Source organism: Paenibacillus sp. JJ1722, from assembly GCF_048282685.1.
GTDB classification, from domain to species: domain Bacteria; phylum Bacillota; class Bacilli; order Paenibacillales; family Paenibacillaceae; genus Paenibacillus; species Paenibacillus polymyxa_B.
Map to the genome: position 1 here is coordinate 1,731,655 of NZ_CP182500.1, position 16,749 is coordinate 1,748,403.

The 16,749-nt window shown below is 45.8% G+C and carries 18 protein-coding genes; 16 read left to right on the forward strand and 2 right to left on the reverse strand.

Translation table 11 applies throughout. The features are described 5' to 3' along the window. The first annotated feature begins 50 nt into the window (after window positions 1-50). The 4 genes from ACM1ND_RS07675 to ACM1ND_RS07690 all read left to right on the forward strand — a co-directional run bounded on the left by ACM1ND_RS07675 (window position 51) and on the right by ACM1ND_RS07690 (window position 5,024). Complete coding sequence (locus tag ACM1ND_RS07675; protein ID WP_023987774.1) at window positions 51-2,420, forward strand: endonuclease MutS2; 2,370 nt, start codon at window positions 51-53, stop codon at window positions 2,418-2,420. A gap of 58 nt (window positions 2,421-2,478) precedes the next feature. Then, complete coding sequence (locus ACM1ND_RS07680; RefSeq protein ID WP_013309402.1) at window positions 2,479-2,892, forward strand: DUF350 domain-containing protein; 414 nt, start codon at window positions 2,479-2,481, stop codon at window positions 2,890-2,892. Window positions 2,893-2,946: 54 nt separating this feature from the next. Continuing rightward, window positions 2,947-3,654 carry a hypothetical protein gene (locus ACM1ND_RS07685; protein ID WP_068940106.1) on the forward strand — a complete coding sequence of 236 codons (708 nt, stop codon included), beginning with the start codon at window positions 2,947-2,949 and terminating at the stop codon, window positions 3,652-3,654. Between the two features lie 116 nt (window positions 3,655-3,770). Further along, a complete protein-coding gene (locus tag ACM1ND_RS07690; protein WP_023987777.1) occupies window positions 3,771-5,024 on the forward strand; it encodes an MFS transporter in 1,254 nt (417 codons plus the stop codon). Window positions 5,025-5,095: 71 nt separating this feature from the next. On the opposite strand, the gene ACM1ND_RS07695 is transcribed toward ACM1ND_RS07690, so the two are convergent. Further along, window positions 5,096-6,334, reverse strand: coding sequence for an FAD-dependent oxidoreductase (locus tag ACM1ND_RS07695; protein ID WP_338533407.1), 1,239 nt, complete (start codon window positions 6,332-6,334; stop codon window positions 5,096-5,098). 113 nt (window positions 6,335-6,447) lie between these two features. On the opposite strand from ACM1ND_RS07695, the gene ACM1ND_RS07700 reads away from it, so the two are divergent. The 12 genes from ACM1ND_RS07700 to ACM1ND_RS07755 all read left to right on the forward strand — a co-directional run bounded on the left by ACM1ND_RS07700 (window position 6,448) and on the right by ACM1ND_RS07755 (window position 15,182). Continuing rightward, window positions 6,448-6,684: a hypothetical protein gene (locus tag ACM1ND_RS07700; protein WP_013309406.1), complete on the forward strand. Its 237-nt coding sequence runs from the start codon at window positions 6,448-6,450 to the stop codon at window positions 6,682-6,684. A gap of 34 nt (window positions 6,685-6,718) precedes the next feature. Next, window positions 6,719-7,105 carry a spore coat protein gene (locus tag ACM1ND_RS07705; RefSeq protein ID WP_013309407.1) on the forward strand — a complete coding sequence of 129 codons (387 nt, stop codon included), beginning with the start codon at window positions 6,719-6,721 and terminating at the stop codon, window positions 7,103-7,105. Window positions 7,106-7,248: 143 nt separating this feature from the next. Further along, window positions 7,249-7,749, forward strand: a complete 501-nt coding sequence (locus ACM1ND_RS07710) for an Lrp/AsnC family transcriptional regulator (protein ID WP_023987779.1) — start codon at window positions 7,249-7,251, stop codon at window positions 7,747-7,749. A gap of 12 nt (window positions 7,750-7,761) precedes the next feature. After that, window positions 7,762-8,973 (forward strand): aminotransferase class I/II-fold pyridoxal phosphate-dependent enzyme, encoded by a 1,212-nt coding sequence (locus ACM1ND_RS07715; RefSeq protein ID WP_023987780.1) that lies wholly within the window; start codon window positions 7,762-7,764, stop codon window positions 8,971-8,973. A gap of 114 nt (window positions 8,974-9,087) precedes the next feature. Further along, the gene (locus ACM1ND_RS07720; protein ID WP_023987781.1) at window positions 9,088-9,294 is read left to right on the forward strand and encodes an aspartyl-phosphate phosphatase Spo0E family protein; all 207 of its coding nucleotides are present in this window, start codon (window positions 9,088-9,090) and stop codon (window positions 9,292-9,294) included. Window positions 9,295-9,395: 101 nt separating this feature from the next. Next, complete coding sequence (locus ACM1ND_RS07725; protein ID WP_023987782.1) at window positions 9,396-9,965, forward strand: hypothetical protein; 570 nt, start codon at window positions 9,396-9,398, stop codon at window positions 9,963-9,965. A gap of 18 nt (window positions 9,966-9,983) precedes the next feature. Then, window positions 9,984-10,547: a cob(I)yrinic acid a,c-diamide adenosyltransferase gene (locus ACM1ND_RS07730; RefSeq protein WP_023987783.1), complete on the forward strand. Its 564-nt coding sequence runs from the start codon at window positions 9,984-9,986 to the stop codon at window positions 10,545-10,547. 21 nt (window positions 10,548-10,568) lie between these two features. Next, window positions 10,569-11,528 (forward strand): RluA family pseudouridine synthase, encoded by a 960-nt coding sequence (locus tag ACM1ND_RS07735; protein WP_023987784.1) that lies wholly within the window; start codon window positions 10,569-10,571, stop codon window positions 11,526-11,528. Window positions 11,529-11,571: 43 nt separating this feature from the next. Then, a complete protein-coding gene (locus tag ACM1ND_RS07740; RefSeq protein WP_023987785.1) occupies window positions 11,572-11,937 on the forward strand; it encodes an arsenate reductase family protein in 366 nt (121 codons plus the stop codon). Between the two features lie 72 nt (window positions 11,938-12,009). Then, window positions 12,010-12,906, forward strand: a complete 897-nt coding sequence (locus ACM1ND_RS07745) for a 5'-3' exonuclease (protein WP_013309415.1) — start codon at window positions 12,010-12,012, stop codon at window positions 12,904-12,906. Between the two features lie 223 nt (window positions 12,907-13,129). Further along, complete coding sequence (locus ACM1ND_RS07750) at window positions 13,130-14,008, forward strand: ROK family protein (protein ID WP_023987786.1); 879 nt, start codon at window positions 13,130-13,132, stop codon at window positions 14,006-14,008. A gap of 166 nt (window positions 14,009-14,174) precedes the next feature. Beyond that, window positions 14,175-15,182, forward strand: coding sequence for an HRDC domain-containing protein (locus ACM1ND_RS07755; RefSeq protein WP_023987787.1), 1,008 nt, complete (start codon window positions 14,175-14,177; stop codon window positions 15,180-15,182). 160 nt (window positions 15,183-15,342) lie between these two features. Here ACM1ND_RS07755 and corA read toward each other — a convergent pair whose 3' ends face one another. Beyond that, the gene (gene corA / locus ACM1ND_RS07760) at window positions 15,343-16,278 is read right to left on the reverse strand and encodes a magnesium/cobalt transporter CorA (RefSeq protein ID WP_023987788.1); all 936 of its coding nucleotides are present in this window, start codon (window positions 16,276-16,278) and stop codon (window positions 15,343-15,345) included. Window positions 16,279-16,749 lie beyond the last annotated feature (471 nt).

Sequence of the window (16,749 nt, forward strand, 5' to 3'; positions counted from 1 at the left end):
AGTTTGCTGCTTTCGGTATAATATAGATATAAGTGAAAGGAGTAGTGAAGTTGGACTCTAAAATTTTCAAAACCCTTGAATATCAAAAAATTCTAAATAAACTAAGTCACTATGCCCAAACGGCAACGGGACAACAGACAGCCCTTCGACTACAGCCCAGCGATGATTTGGAGCATATCAAGAAAATGCTGAAAGGCACGGATGAGGCTTATGCTGCTGATCGCCTCAAAGGAGTGCCTTCATTTAACGGAGTAGTAGATATCACTCCGGCGGTGAAGCGTGCCCGTATTGGTGGAACGTTAAGCCCGCAGGAGTTGCTCGGCATTCGGACAACAGTTCAGGCCGCACGCCGTATACAGGTATACGTGACAAGTTTGCATGAGGAAAATCCTGTCGAAACATTGCTGTATTGGAGTGAGCAGCTTTCGGAGCAGAGAGGTTTGGAAAACTCCATTAAAGGCTGTATTGACGAGAATGCAGAGGTGCTGGATTCTGCCAGCACAGAGCTTTCTCAAATCCGTCGGGAGCTGCGCTCGGGAGAAGTGCGTATTCGTGAAAAGCTGGATTCCATGATTCGTTCCTCAACTGTCTCCAAAATGCTTCAAGATCAGTTGATTACGATTCGCGGAGATCGGTTTGTGATCCCGGTTAAGGCCGAATACCGTTCTTATTTTGGCGGAATTGTTCATGATCAATCCGGGTCTGGTGCAACATTGTTTATCGAGCCTGAATCCATCGTAGCCATGAACAATAAGCTGAGGGAAACAAGGCTGAGAGAAGAGCGTGAAATTGAAGTCATTTTACAAAAGCTGACCGCACTCGTCGCAGAACAAGCAGATATGTTGCTGTATGATGTGGACATTTTGGGCAATCTTGATTTTATTTTTGCAAAAGCGCGTCTTGCCCGTGAAATGAAGGCAACCTTACCTTTAATGAATGACCGCGGATATTTGAAGCTGAAAAAGGGCAGACATCCTCTAATTCCGTTGGAGCAGGTTGTTCCCATTGATGTGGAGTTAGGCAATTCATACACCTCTATTATCGTTACCGGACCGAACACAGGGGGGAAAACCGTTACTCTGAAAACAATCGGTCTGCTTAGTTTGATGGCGATGTCTGGACTGTTTGTACCTGTTGAGGATGAAAGCCAGCTGTGTGTATTTGATGCAATCTATGCCGATATTGGTGACGAGCAGAGCATTGAGCAAAACTTGAGTACATTTTCCAGTCACATGACCAATATCATTAGCATCCTGAAAAATATGACGCCAAAAAGTCTTGTATTGCTTGACGAAGTGGGGGCAGGAACGGACCCCGCGGAAGGTTCGGCTCTGGCTGTATCCATTTTGGAGCATATACATGCAATGGGTTGCCGCATGGTTGCGACGACTCACTATAGTGAATTGAAGGCGTATGCCTATGAGCGCAAAGGAATTATTAATGCAAGCATGGAGTTTGATGTCGCTACATTAAGCCCGACTTACCGCCTTCTGGTCGGTGTACCCGGACGAAGTAATGCATTTGCCATTGCCGAGCGATTGGGATTGCCAGGGCGTATTTTAGACTATGCCCGTGGTGAGGTAACGGAAGAAGACCAGCGCGTTGAGCACATGATCGCGTCACTGGAGCAGAACCGTTTGACAGCTGAGCAAGAACGGGAAAAAGCGGAGCAGCTACGTAAGGAAATGGAAGCATTGCGTAGCCGTCATCAGATGGAGCTGGATAAGCTGGAGTCCCAACGGGACCGTATGCTGGAAAAAGCTGAGGACGAAGCAAGGGTTCTCGTGGATAAGGCTCGTAGTGAAGCAGAGAAAATCATTACTGATTTGCGTAAATTGGCTCAGGAAGAAGGGGCCTCGGTTAAGGAGCATAAGCTGATTGCAGCTCGCAGAGAACTGGATGAGGCTGAACCGAAACAACGCAAAAAAAGTACCGTCAAACGCCCGGCTGCTACGCGTACTCGTTCTATCATGGCTGGCGATGAAGTATCCGTCCACAGTCTAAATAAAAAAGGCCACGTGGTTGAACTGTCCGGTACCAAGGAAGCTGTGATTCAACTGGGAATCATGAAGATGAAGGTCAGTCTGGATGATCTGGAACTACTGCAACCTGCACAAACAACGACTCCAAGAGTTCAAAAACCAGTGACTGGCGTTAAGCGGACACGGGATGATAACGTACGAAGTGAACTTGATCTTCGGGGGGCGAACGTGGAAGAAGCCTTGATGGAAGTGGACCGCTTCATGGATGAAGCGTTTCTGGCCAATCTGGGTCAGGTACACATTATTCATGGTAAAGGTACGGGTGTCCTGAGAACCGGTATTCAGGAGTACCTCCGCAAGCATAAGCATGTGAAAAGCTACCGTATCGGTAATTACAATGAAGGCGGCACAGGCGTAACAGTTGCTGAATTGGAATAGCTAGGGGTTGCCGGCTTTGCCCGGGAACGATTGGTAGAACGGGAGGGACGAAGTGAAGATGGCGATTGATGAATTGCTGTCACATCCGTTGGGGATGATGCTGGGTTATTTCTCGGTGGCGGTGCTGGAGCTAATTGTATTTTTGTCGTGTTTTGAGCTGGTAACCCGCTATAAATGCTGGGAAGAGATCAAGCGCGGCAATGTTTCGGTAGCCATGGCTACGGGAGGGAAAATGTTCGGTATTTGCAACGTACTCCGCTTTGCAATGGAAGCCAAATCCAGTGTGTATGATACGATGATTTGGTCGTTCGTTGGCTTTTTACTGCTTCTTGCGGCGTACTTTCTTTTTGAGTTTCTGACACCAGTATTTTCTATCGATCAACAGATTAAAGAGGATAATCGTGCTGTCGGCTTGTTCTCCATGATTATTTCCATATCTTTATCTTATGTGATCGGTGCCAGTGTAACTTGACACATCTTGTATACTAGAGCTTGGTATACGCTTGGAACGGAAGGATGATAAAGCTTGGAAATGACTATTTGTCCATGGTGTAACATGGAAATTATTTGGGATGAAGAATTAGGACCTGAGGAAGAGTGTCCTTATTGCCATAATGATCTAAAAGGGTACTCTGACATCACCGATGATGAAGATGAGTCTGTTTCTCCACCTGTTCATAGACATGCCGGTGAGCATGGACATGAAGAGACGAAACATGATCATGTGGCTTCTGTAACCCCGGCGCCCCACTCTCATGGAAAAGAAGACCTGAAGGGTTATCGGACATTGAGTATTCAGCTCGGTGATGATGAGGAGCAGGATATTTTATATGAGGCAGAGGATGAAATCGTAGTTGAAAAACCGGTTGATGCACCGTTGTTGCAGGATAATGAGCTTCATAAGTTGCCTGTGCTGCATACTTTGCAAAAATTTGAAGAAAGCGGTGCGGATCTGATGGCTTATGAACAAGGCGCTGAACAAATACTCGACAGACAAGATGAGGTTCTTGAATGTTCTCAATGTGGGGAGTACATGCTGCATGCAGGTTCGCAAACCGTAACCAGAGAAGGTTTTGAACCGTCGATGTCTCCAGCGCTTGGCAAGCCCGTTCTGGATTTGCCGTTCGTCTTGAATGTTTATGTGTGCCCTAGCTGCTTCCATGTCCAGCAGACACTGTCAGAGAATGACCGACTGCGGATGCTGGAGAAGCTCAGCGGTATTTCCAACAATTAAATAGCAATTCCCCGGATAGGCCCAAGCTCAATACGGGCATCTTAAATCGAAGAAATCTTTGAACAAGCTGGCTTGAAATAAGCTGATTGGTGATTTTTCGGTTAGGGGGAACTGCATTGAAATCAAACCTGAACGGACAATCCATTCTGCTATTAAGCTTGAATGGATTGTTTGTGTTTGCAGCAGCATTGTCAGGCACATTTCTTAACGTGTATTTGTGGAAAAGCAGGCAGGATTACGCGATGATCGGCTGGTTTAATGTCAGTCAACAAATTGCACTGGGAATTATGGTCTGGGTGGCTGGAAAGTGGGTCAAGGAACATAACAAAATGAATGCCCTACGCGTGGGGACCGCATTATCAGGCCTATTTTATCTGATCGTGTTATATACGGGACCGCAGGCTGTGAACTACATATGGCCGCTCGGGATGCTGCTGGGTGCAGCATTAGGTTTATTCTGGCTGGCGTTTAATGTGATTTTTTTCGAAGTCACGGATCAGGCAAGCCGTGATCATTTTAACGGATGGGTGGGTCTGCTGGGCTCGTTTTCTGGTATAGTGGGTCCTTGGCTGTCCGGTTGGATTATTGCCCGTATGGAGGATGACGCAGGTTATCGCGTGATATTCAGTATTTCCTTGGCCTTTTATGTCGTAGGAGTGGTGCTTAGTTTCTTTCTTCGCAAACGTAAGCCGACAGGAAATTACAATTGGAAAGAGCCCAAGCAACGATTGTCACAAAAAGGGAGTATGTGGCGTCCGTTGTCGTTATCGCTTATTGCCCAGGGCATCCGTGAAGGGGTGTTTGCCTTCCTGATTACGCTGCTCGTATATGTAGCTACCCAACAGGAATGGAAGCTGGCACAGTTTTCACTTATCACCTCGGCGGTATCATTCTTCAGCTTTTGGGCTGTCGGAAAATGGCTCAAGCCACACTATCGTTCGGCGGGTATGCTGTTGGGTGCCGTGTTGTTGGTGATCGCGCTATTACCGTTATTGTGGCGTATGGAGTATAGCACACTACTGATTATGGGGATCGGCACCGCTTTATTTATGCCTTTATATTTAATTCCCATGATTTCTGCGAGCTTTGATTTAATGGGGACGAGTAAAGGAGATGCCAATCAGAGAGTGGAACTGGTTGTACTGCGCGAACTATGCTTAATGGTAGGCCGATTGACCGGAACACTCATTTTCTTGGGTGTCCTAAGTATCAGCAAGGCTCCTACGGCGATGATCTGGTTGTTGATTGGCCTTGCATTGATGCCAGTGCTCGGATGGTTTTTTATGCGAAGTGTGCTGAAAATGGAACAAAAGACGAAGCAGAGCAAATCTCATTCCCATGCACAACGCTGGCACAAGCAAACCGAATAGTTTGAAAATACATTAAAAAAGACCTCCAGACCCAATTAGTAGGGGAAAGAGGTTCTTTTTGTATTCATATGTTAAACCATCGGTTCCGTTGTTTCAGGCGAGGGCTTGGTAGTACGGTTTAGAGAATAAAGCTCCATTTCAGGTCGGTGTGTGCCCGTCAGTTCATCAGCCAATAGCTGTGCGGCCATCATACTCGTAACCGTCCCATTTCCCCCGTAACCCTCCAAAAAATAGCAGTTTGGAAAACGTGGATGTGGACCAATATACGGCAAGCCGTCGTGAGAGGAGCCGAATACAGCCGCCCAAGCATAGTCGATCTGAAATGGAACACCGGGAAAATGCTCCTGTAGTGTTTGCAATAGCTTTTGCTGTTGGTGTAGCAGCCTGATTTCACGTTGATTGGCGTCCAGTACAGGTTCATCCAAACCACCAATAATGATGCGTCCTTCCGGTGTTGAGCGTATGTACAGATAAGGACGAGCAGTTTCCCAGATCAGACACTGCTCATGCCACAAGGGAACATCTCCGATGGGATTGGTGGCGATAGCATAAGAGCTTTCCAGAACGGCTCCGCGATCTGTTTTAATCTCCTGTGTTTCATAACCCGTTGCAAAAATGATTTTTTTCGCTCGGATAATTCCACCGCTGGTATAACAAACAACTTCATTTTCATTAAATTCAAAATGCTTGGCTTCCGTATGCTCATATAAGCGTACACCGAGACGGCTGGCGGATTGCAACAGTCCTTGGGCAAACAAAAATGGATTAACCTCGGCATCTTCGTGCGTGTACAAGGCTGCTGATTTTCGAAAAGGAAATCGGGCTGCAATCTGTTGCTCATCCCAGTATTCGACGGGAAATCCAAACCGGGTTAGCTGTTTGTACTCTTCCTGAAGGATCTGCACATCCTCCGATGTACTTGCATAGTACAGGCTACTGCGGCGTATAAAGGACGGATCAACTTCCAGCGTGGTAGACAGTTTTTCCAACTGATCCAGAGCATCTTTGCACATACGGTAAAACAGTACACCGTTCGTTTCACCAAACGTATTGATGAAGGAGGTTAAGGTCTTATCATTGCTATATTGCAGCAGTCCGGTATTGGCCGAAGAACTTCCATGTACCAGCTTGCGTTTATCAATAACCACGGTGTCTACCTGTCGTTCTCCCAATAGCCGGGAGCAGATGGACCCACCCATCCCGCCTCCGATGATCAGTACATCACAATTTAAATCCTCTGCCAAAGGCGGAAAATCCGATGTTTGCTCCAAGGTACTCGGCCAATACGTATTCCCGCTAATCAATTCCATATAAACAGCACTCCTTATAGGCAATATGTAGTATCTCTTATGTGTACATAGTATTTCGCCAAACGGACAAGATAACCAGCGTGCAACAAAACATTTAAGGAGGCACAGAGACTATGCAATCTACCAACATGCAACCCTTGACAGGCAAAGAGCTGGAGTACATCGTGGACTCCATTTCCAATGAAGAACTGCTGCTCAAGCAATGTACGGCGACAGCAGCATCCATTCAGCATCCAGCCATTCAGCAAGCTTGTCTGCAATTCGCGAGAACTCATGAGAACCACCTGAACCTGCTTTCCAATGCACTTCAACAGCACCAGCAGCTTGCTCCTATGCAACCGCAGCAGTAATTATGGATTAACCAATAAAGGAGGTAATATCACGATGTTTTCACAGAACAATACGTCATTTATGCCCGAAGAAGATTTGCTCTATACCATTCTTGCCGATATGAAACGCACGGTGGGAGAGTATACAACAGCGACAACGGAATCCAATTGTCCGTCTGTGCGTCAGATGTTCACCGACCTTACGAACGATACGCTGCGCCTACAAGGCGATTTGTATCGTCTGATGAGTCAAAACAATATGTACTCCACTTCGTCAAAAGCACTGCGCATCGATTTGGACAAACAGATTCAAGAAGCTCGCAAGACCCAACACGAATGCCAACAGTTCATTCAGCAAAAGTCGTCATCAGCGGGGGGATATGGTCAACCTATGCATCAGCAAGGGCAGCCTACTCACCAAAATAACCCTTACTATATGTAAACGGGATATTCCGTTTTTGAAGCAATTTCCCATAACAGCCGTCCGTCTGCCGGGTTTACCGGGGCGGACGGTTTTTCTTTGCAGGTTTAAAGTGCGTATTGTATGATGTATAGTAATCTCTTTCGATGGAGGCCTTATGTAGAATGACAGAGCTAAATGGTTTGAAATTAAAAGTGCTGGAATTGTTAAAAGAAGATGCAAGAAGAACACCGACTTTGTTGGCTACTTTACTGGGGGTTGACGAGCAGGATGTACGCACCTCAATTAAAGAGCTAGAAGACCAACATGTAATCGTTAAGTACGCCGCCGTAGTCAATTGGGATAAAGTCGACGACGAAAAGGTTACTGCTTTGATTGAAGTACAGATTACACCCGAGCGTGGAAGAGGATTTGAAGGTATTGCAGAACGGATTTATTTGTATCCGCAAGTTAAATCGGTTTATCTCATGTCTGGAGCATACGACTTGCTGGTAGAAGTTGAAGGCCGCAACCTCCGTGAGGTCGCTAATTTTGTGTCGGAGAAACTGTCTCCTATTGACTCGGTCTTGTCCACCAAGACTAATTTTACGCTTAAAAAATACAAGCAGGACGGAATTATCTTTGAGGATCATCAGGAAGATAATCGTCTGGTGATTTCGCCGTAAAGGAAGATCATGATGAATCTCAAAACAGAAGCATTTACCGACAGTAACAAAGCCATGAGTTCCTATTTGTCCCCGTTGGTGCGCGAAATTCCATCTTCGGGCATTCGTAAGTTTTTTGACTTGGTGGGTGGCAACAAGGATATTATTACCCTTGGTGTAGGCGAACCGGATTTTACAACCCCTTGGCATATGCGGGAAGCCTGTGTCTATTCATTAGAGCGAGGTTTTACCAGCTACACGTCTAATGCGGGAACGCCAGAACTGCGTGAAGCGATTAGTGATTATCTGAATGAGCAATTTGAAGTTAATTATGATCCTAAAAATGAGATTATCGTGACCGTTGGGGGAAGCGAGGCGATTGATCTTGCTTTGCGTGCGTTAATTGTACCTGGCGACGAAATTCTCGTGCCCGAGCCGTGCTACATTTCATATTCTCCAATCACTTCAATTGGAGGCGGGATTCCGGTAGGTATTGAAACATTTGCTAAGGATGAATTTAAGCTGACGGCTGAGGCGTTGGAGGCAAAAATTACACCTAAATCCAAGGTGCTGATTTTATGCTATCCGAGTAATCCAACTGGGGCTACGATGACTTATGAAGATTGGCTTCCGATTGCCGAAGTCGTGGAAAAGCATGATTTGATCGTCATTTCTGATGAAATTTATGCTGAATTGAATTATGGAGAGAAGCATGTTAGTTTTGCCGCTATGCCTGGTATGATGGATCGTACGATTCTCGTCAGTGGTTTCTCCAAAGCCTTCGCCATGACAGGCTGGCGTATTGGATATACATGCGGACATCCAGATCTGATTGCGGCTATGCTCAAAATCCATCAGTACACCGTAATGTGTGCGCCTTCTATGGGGCAAGTTGCGGCACTGGAAGGCTTGCGGAATGGTTTGGGTGAGAAAGATCGTATGGTAGAAGCCTATAATCAGCGTCGCCGTCTGATGGTTGAAGGGTTCCGGGAAATCGGCCTGGAGTGCCATGAGCCAAGAGGGGCTTTTTATGTTTTCCCTAGTATTCAAAGCACGGGACTTAGCTCAGATGAATTTGCACAGCGTCTATTGGCAGAGGCTAAAGTTGCGGCTGTACCGGGTAATGTGTTCGGTTTGGGAGGCGAAGGCTATCTTCGTTGCTCATACGCGACTTCTGTTGCTCAGCTGACGGAGGCACTGGATCGGATTGGTCATTTTGTAGAAAAAGTAAGAAAAGAAGGTTAAAATTATTTTTTTATGGGTAATTCATAAAAAATAGTCTTTTATTTCTAAATTTCTATGCTATAATTTGAATTCGAAAGCAGGAAGTTCAATTTTTCAATTGTAGGAGGAATGCTCATGTCATATGTTGGATATAATTCGTCTAGTTCAATAGGATACGACATTTCCCTAGAAGATGAAATTTTGTTCCTGCGCAATGAGATGATGCGGACGTTTCAGGAAGAGCAGTCCTTCACCTCTGATCTTGTCATCGAGATTAGTTGCAAGCTCGATTTGAAAATCAATGAATACATGAAAATGTATGGTACGGAATGCAAGGTTTAACCGTGTGAAGTCAGCCAAAGGTAAGAAGGAGGCCGTAGGGCCTTCTTTTTTTGCGTTCACAACTTATGATATATTAATGGCATGGAAGAGGGGGCGTACATATGAGAACAGGGCTAAAAAGGCTATCGCCATGGATTATCGGAATGTTGACACTTGTATTATTGGCTGGATGTGGGGGACGGGACAAGGACAGCTTCTCCATTTTTATTATGGATAAAGGGGATGCCTCAGTCATCCGTGAAGAGCTGGCACAAAAGCTTAAGGATAAGCTGGGCGAACAGGCTCCGACTATTGAGATTTCAGTCAGTCCGCTGTATAACCAGCAGAAGTTGGTTGTAGAATATGCGGCCGGGGAGCATGATCTGTTTCTTTTGCCGGAAGAGGACATGAAGCTGTATGGACAGAATGGTTCGAATCTGCCGTTAGATGATGCTTTTGACAAGAAGACGTACGCTCGGGGCGTGTTCGAGGGCGGCGTATTTAAGAAGAAGGGGCAGGAGGAAGAAGAAACAGATGTAAGCAAGGAAACTCATTTGTTCGGAATTCCGGTGGAGCAGATGAAGATGTTTAAGGAGCTAAAATATAACTCAAAAACATTATTTGCTACCGTGCCGCCTCGTACAAGCAATAAGGAAGAAGCCATCAAGGTGCTGAAAGCACTTACGGAATGATAAGGGGGATGGAGTAATATGGGGATCTATACCAGAACAGGTGATGAAGGACAAACTTCTGTGATTGGAGGTCGAGTGTCCAAAGATGATGACCGTGTGGAGGCATACGGTACAATTGACGAGCTGAACAGCTTTGTAGGACAAGCGATCAGCTTTGCCGAAGGGGAAAAGTTTGCGAATATTCGGACTCAATTGGAGGAAATACAGCAGGAGCTGTTTGATTGTGGTTCGGATTTGGCGTTTGTTAAAATCAGTGAAAGCAAATATAAGGTGAAAGACGAGCTGGCAGAGCGACTGGAAGGCTGGATTGATGCATGTCAGGAGGAAAATCCGAAGGTGGAGCGTTTTATTATACCGGGTGGTAGCACATTATCCTCAACGCTTCATGTTTGCCGTACGGTTTGCCGACGCGCGGAACGCCGTGCTGTTACACTAGGTAAACATACGGACATCAATCCGGCGGTACGTCGGTATTTGAACCGTCTTTCCGATTATTTCTTTGCCGTTGCTCGCACAGCGAATGTCCGTCAGGGTGTGCCCGATGTCGAATATGTGCGCAGCAAAAAAGTGTTCCGCAAATAAGGAGGCAACCGGGAATTTGTGATGAGCTTGTACTATGAACCTATCGTATATACGATCCCTCCTGAGGAGGAGGGCATGCTGTTGAAGACTATTTTACAAAAACGTATGAACATTTCTCGAAAGTTAATATCCAAACTCAAGCTGACCGAGCAAGGTATTATGCTGAACGGGACACGTGTGTACATCAGCGTTAAGGTAAAGTCCGGGGATCAAGTAGAAATTCGCATGGAGCGCGAGCGTTCTGATGATATTTTACCTGAACCCATTCCTTTTGAGATATTGTTTGAGGATGAACATTTGTTAGTGGTGAACAAGGCGGCGGGTATGATTGTCCATCCGACTCACGGTCATTACACAGGAACACTGGCTAATGGGGTTGTGCATTATTGGCAGGCCAAGGGAGAACTGTTCCGGTTTCGTCCTGTTCATCGTCTTGATCAAGAGACGACGGGTGTGCTGGTAGTAGCCAAAAATCCGTATGTACACCAGCATATTTCTGAGCAGATGATTGCGGGAACGGTGGATAAGCGCTATACGGCTCTGGTGCATGGGCGTCCTGAGCTGCAGGAAGGTAAGGTAGACGGACCAATTGACCGCAGCCCGGATAATCCGCATTTACGTATGGTGACCCCGGATGGTTATCCTGCCCTTACGCTGTATAAGCTGGAGGAAGTGTGGAACGGGGGAAGTCGCATCGGACTAAAGTTGGAATCCGGGCGTACGCACCAAATTCGAGTGCATATGACTTATATCGGTTGTCCGTTGATCGGAGATAAAATGTACCGGATTACACCCGATGATGCTGCGCAACGTGAGCGATATGATCAGCTTGATGCCAGGATGCCTCGACAAGCCTTGCACGCCTCAGAGCTTTCCTTGGAGCATCCTGTAACCGGGGGGCGGCTGACGTTCTATGCTCCTCTACCTGAAGATATGGCTGAAATGCAGGAGCTATTAAGAGCGCAATATTTTTCAGAATAAAATATAAATAAGCTATCAAAACCAAATGGAGGTTAATCTAGCGATGAGCCAACTGAAAGTATATCAGTATTCTAAATGCAGTACCTGCCGTAATGCAGTGAAATGGCTGCAAAACAAGGGACATGAGACGGAACTTATTCCTATTTTTGAACAGCCGCCCGGCCCGGAGGAATTGGAAGATTTAATTCGAAAAAGCGGGCTGGAGCTAAAAAAGTTTTTTAATACAAGCGGTGAGGTGTATAAAGAGTTAAAGCTGAAAGATAAACTTGGAGACATGAGTCGTGAAGAGCAAATTTCGCTTTTATCCTCGAATGGTAGATTAATCAAACGCCCGATTGTAACCGACGGGAACAAAGTAACGATAGGATTCAAAGAGGAAACATTTGAGGGCACATGGGAAGCTCAATAACGCCCAATTTACACTCACGATATGTTATACTGTGGGGGTTAAATATTATGATGAATGGGAGCAATACAATCTGTGACACAACGCAATGAACAATCCGTAATGCTGGTTGACGGCATGGCCCTGCTATTTCGCGCTTATTATGCAACCGCCGCAAACGGTTATATCCGTCGTACAAAAGCTGGGGTGCCAACGAACGCCATATATGGTTTTATTCGATATTTTTGGGACGCAGTCCAAACGTTTAATCCTACACATGTCATTTGCTGCTGGGATATGGGCGGAACGACATTCCGTGGGGAACATTTTGCTGCGTATAAAGGAAACCGAGCCGACGCACCGGATGATTTGATTCCCCAATTTACATTGATTCGTGAAGTGACGGACAGCCTCGGCATTCCCAACATTGGAGCGGAAGGCTTTGAAGCCGATGATTGTATCGGTACGCTTGCACGTCATTATTCGCAAAATGAGGACATGGATGTAATGATTCTCTCAGGAGATCATGATTTACTTCAATTAGTGGATGAGCGGACACGGGTCATTATTATGAAAAAAGGGCACGGCAATTATATGGTATACACCCCGGAGACCCTGCTGACTGAAAAAGGGCTTAAGCCACGTCAAGTGGTGGACCTTAAAGGCCTGATGGGGGATGCAAGCGATAATTATCCCGGAGTACGAGGTATTGGCGAGAAAACGGCACTCAAGCTGGTTCAGGAATACGACTCTATTGAGGGCATTCTGGAGAATCTGGATCAATTAACACCCTCGGTCCGTAAAAAAATTGAGAGTGATTTGGATATGCTGCATCTTTCACGCAAACTTGCTGAAATTCACTGTGGTGTACCTGTAGCATGTGCTTTGGATAGCTGTCTGCTGACGCTGGATCACGTGCAAATTGTAGACAAGTTTGAGCAGCTTGAAATGAAAAGCTTGTGTACATTGATGGGTGTCGCAACCGGATCTTAATAAAGCTGTTAGGCTTGATACGGACAATTTAAGTAAAGTAAGTAATATAGGGATGCTGACGCTTGGTGCGTTAGTGTCCTTATTTATATACCCATATGTCGACGGAGTTATATAGTCATGTGAAGGATTATATACAATTGCAATAAGGGGATTGACCTCAGGTACATTTCAGGTGAATATAGTGGAGAGAGAACCGGATTATCGAAAGGGGACAACAGCAACTATGACAGTATTGGGAGCAATTGAGGCAGGCGGTACCAAATTTGTATGTGGAATTGGCAACGAACGTGGAGAGGTACTGGAACGGGCGAGCTTTCCAACAACCACCCCAGCAGAAACAATGGAGAATGTCATCGCATTTTTTGAAGGCAAGGGCATTGAAGCATTGGGCGTAGGCTCGTTCGGGCCGATTGATCCTATCGAAGGTAGTGATACATATGGCTATATTACAACAACGCCAAAGCCACATTGGGGAAATTACAATCTGATTGGCAAACTGAAAGAGCATTTTGATGTGCCTATGGGGTTTGACACGGATGTGAATGGAGCAGCACTTGGTGAGTCTATTTGGGGTGCCGCCAAAGGATTGGACAACTGTCTGTATATTACGATAGGTACAGGCATCGGGGCGGGTGCTTTGGTTGGTGGAAAGCTGATACATGGATTATCCCACCCGGAAATGGGGCATATTCTGGTACGTCGTCACCCAGAAGATACTTACGAGGGGACATGTCCTTATCACGGAGATTGTTTGGAGGGACTGGCAGCAGGTCCTGCGCTCGAAAAAAGATGGAAGGTTAAAGGACATGAGCTTTCTGTCGATCACTCGGCCTGGGAAATGGAAGCGTACTATCTGGCACAGGCTTTAATGAGCTATGTATTAATCCTGTCACCGCAAAAAATTATTATGGGCGGGGGAGTGATGAAGCAGGACCAACTGTTCCCGCTCATTCGTACCAAGCTTCAAGAACTTTTGAACGGATACGTACAGCATTCGAGTCTGGCAACAGATATTGAGCAATATATCGTATCTCCGGGATTGGGTGACAATGCTGGATTGTGCGGTGCTCTGGCATTGGCAAAGGAAAAGCTGAATCATTAGAATTTATGGTTGACGGCACTCCAAGGTACGGTTATTATATAGGCAACAGTATAGTACGGCTCAAAAAGGGAAGCACCTTTCTTGCGAATACGCAGGATGGGTGCTTTTTTTTGCGTTTTTGTGTTGTGCGGGACTGTCTTTCAACGATATGAGGGAGGAAGAAATCATGGATATTGTATTTTTAAATCGCTTGTCCAAACGAAATGAACAGGGCTATGAGGACTTTGCTCAGGTATGGATTGGGCAGCATGAAGGGGGATGGAGTGCAGGCTGGAGCACACAGCATGTCCCGGATGAAAGTATAGACGACCTTTGGTATGAGGGCAGCTTGTGGCAGGAATTACTACATGTATACCGTCATGAGCTGGCGCTCAAAATGGCTGAGGGCTATAGGCCCTTAATCCATGGCGTATTTCATGAGCAAGAAGGATCATCAGGACGAGGACAAACGCTGCAAAAGCTGTATTGCTACAGTGATTTGTTTCCACGTGATGAAGTGTATGAGCAGTTGACGATGTGGAGACGGCAAAAGGCAGCAACGGAACGAAAAGCACCTTATTTTATCGCTACGAATCGGCTGCTTCGACTCATTAGCGTCTATCTTCCCCATACCGAAGAAGAACTGTTGGAACTGCCTGGTATGGGGCAGGGTAAAGTGTCGCAATATGGGACGGAGCTATTGGCTATTACGACACAAAATGACCGGACCACACCATTTCCGTTAAACTGGGTAACAGAGACGCTGGAAGAAGAAGTTTTTTTGTCATGGCTATACAAGCAAAAAGAGAACCAGTACAGGCAGGAGCTGAACAAATTCAGCCTAACTAGAACGATTATCGAAGGCATTTCGGACGGTCTTTCACTGGAGCATATCGGAATGAAGACAGGTTTGCATCGTAGAGAGATGATTGAAGCTGTGGAGCATTTGGACAGGGATGGCATTGATATGGAGAAGCTGATCCGCAAGGAATTGGTGAATGTATCTGAGGAAGAGCAGGCAGCCATCTGGTCTGCTTATGAAGAGTTGGGGGATGCGCTGCTCAAGCCCGTCATGCTGAAAGTGTATGGGGAAGAAAAGGCAACCGAAACAGGACTGGATCAAATTTACGAGCGTCTGCGTCTGATCCGTATACGGTTTCGTCATCAGCAGGTACCCGACCGACATGTTGGATAATATAGAACTGATTGAATAAAGCTGAAGTATTAAAGTACATTCAGGGTTCAACATACTAAAAAGCAGCAGCGAGTTCCACACAGGACACGGCTGCTGCTTTTTATGACCAAGCTGAAAATCGAAAAAAGTATCCAACTCGGTACTTTTCCCCCTGTTCTTTTTAAACCCAGTCTTTCTTGCGGAAAATACAGAACATACTGACACCTAATGCCACCATAATACCAATGACGACAAAATAGCCATAACGTGTATGAAGCTCAGGCATATTATCGAAGTTCATCCCATATATTCCGGTAATGACTGTCAATGGCATAAATACGGTCGTAATTGCCGTAAACACACGCATAATTTCATTGGCACGGTTGGCGATACTGGATTGATAAGCTTCTCGAAGGTTACCCATCAAGTCGCGGTAAGTTTCAAAAGTCTCCGAAATTTTCACAGCATTTTCATAAATGTCGCTGAAATATTTTTGCAATTGATCGTCGATGAGCCGCAAATCCCGTTTGTTCAGGGTATTGATGACTTCTTTTTGTGGACCCAGCACTTTTTTCAGCCACAGAATCTCACTTCGTAAGCCGATGATTTCGTTCAAATGCGACTTTTTCGTATGCATTAGAATATCTTCTTCCAGCTTCTCAATGCGGACCTCAATCCGGTCACCAACCAGAAAATAGTTGTCAACAATCAAGTCGACCAACAGATACATAAAACGGTCAGGCTGGCTGACTTCTTGCTCCCACAGCATAGGCTTGAGGGTACGAAGCTCATTTATTTTCTGCTTGGTCACCGTAATGATAAAATGGCGGCCGAGAAAAATGTTCAAAGCTCGCAAAAATATTTCTTCATCATCAAAACGAATGCTATTTACAACGATAAAATAATGGCTTTCATAAATTTCAATCTTCGGACGCTGTTCTTCTTCACTCAAACAGTCTTCTACTGCAAGATCATGCATGGAAAATAAAGGCTGAAGCACTGCCAAATCATCGACATCGGCATCAATCCAATAAAAACCTTCTGCCGGTGCAGTAAGCGCCATTTCAATTTCTTCGACAGGGGTAAAAACCCCGTTGTTGACCAAACGGATTTTCATATATGTCACTCCTTATGCTCCGTCGTAACGGAAATACGTTTACCTTAAGCATAAGGAATGGACTCAGTTAGCCAGTTAGCCGGTGCGGGTAAGCGTGCACTCCCATCAAAAGCCGGAGGCTTTTGGAGCATGCAGAGCCTGGCGTCCCGTCTTTCGGCAAGCTGAAGTCATTCCTATGCTGTTGTTCAGGGATCGCCGCCTATTCGGACTCGGGTCGCCTTCCATTCCGGATTCACCTCTCAAATGTTCTTTTTTAGATTGCCACAGTATCGCAGGAAACACTCAAATCTGCACTACTGCTCCATATTTTTGCCTAATAGCACTTGTATAGTATAACGCTCGGCCTACGGCCTTTCAAGCGCAAAATCATGGGCTAAATCAACAGTAGTGGCAAGAGCTTCAACGATAGGAGGGATATGATTTAACCTATGGAAAAGGTAGACAAAATGTGAATGCAGGGTACAAATTTAA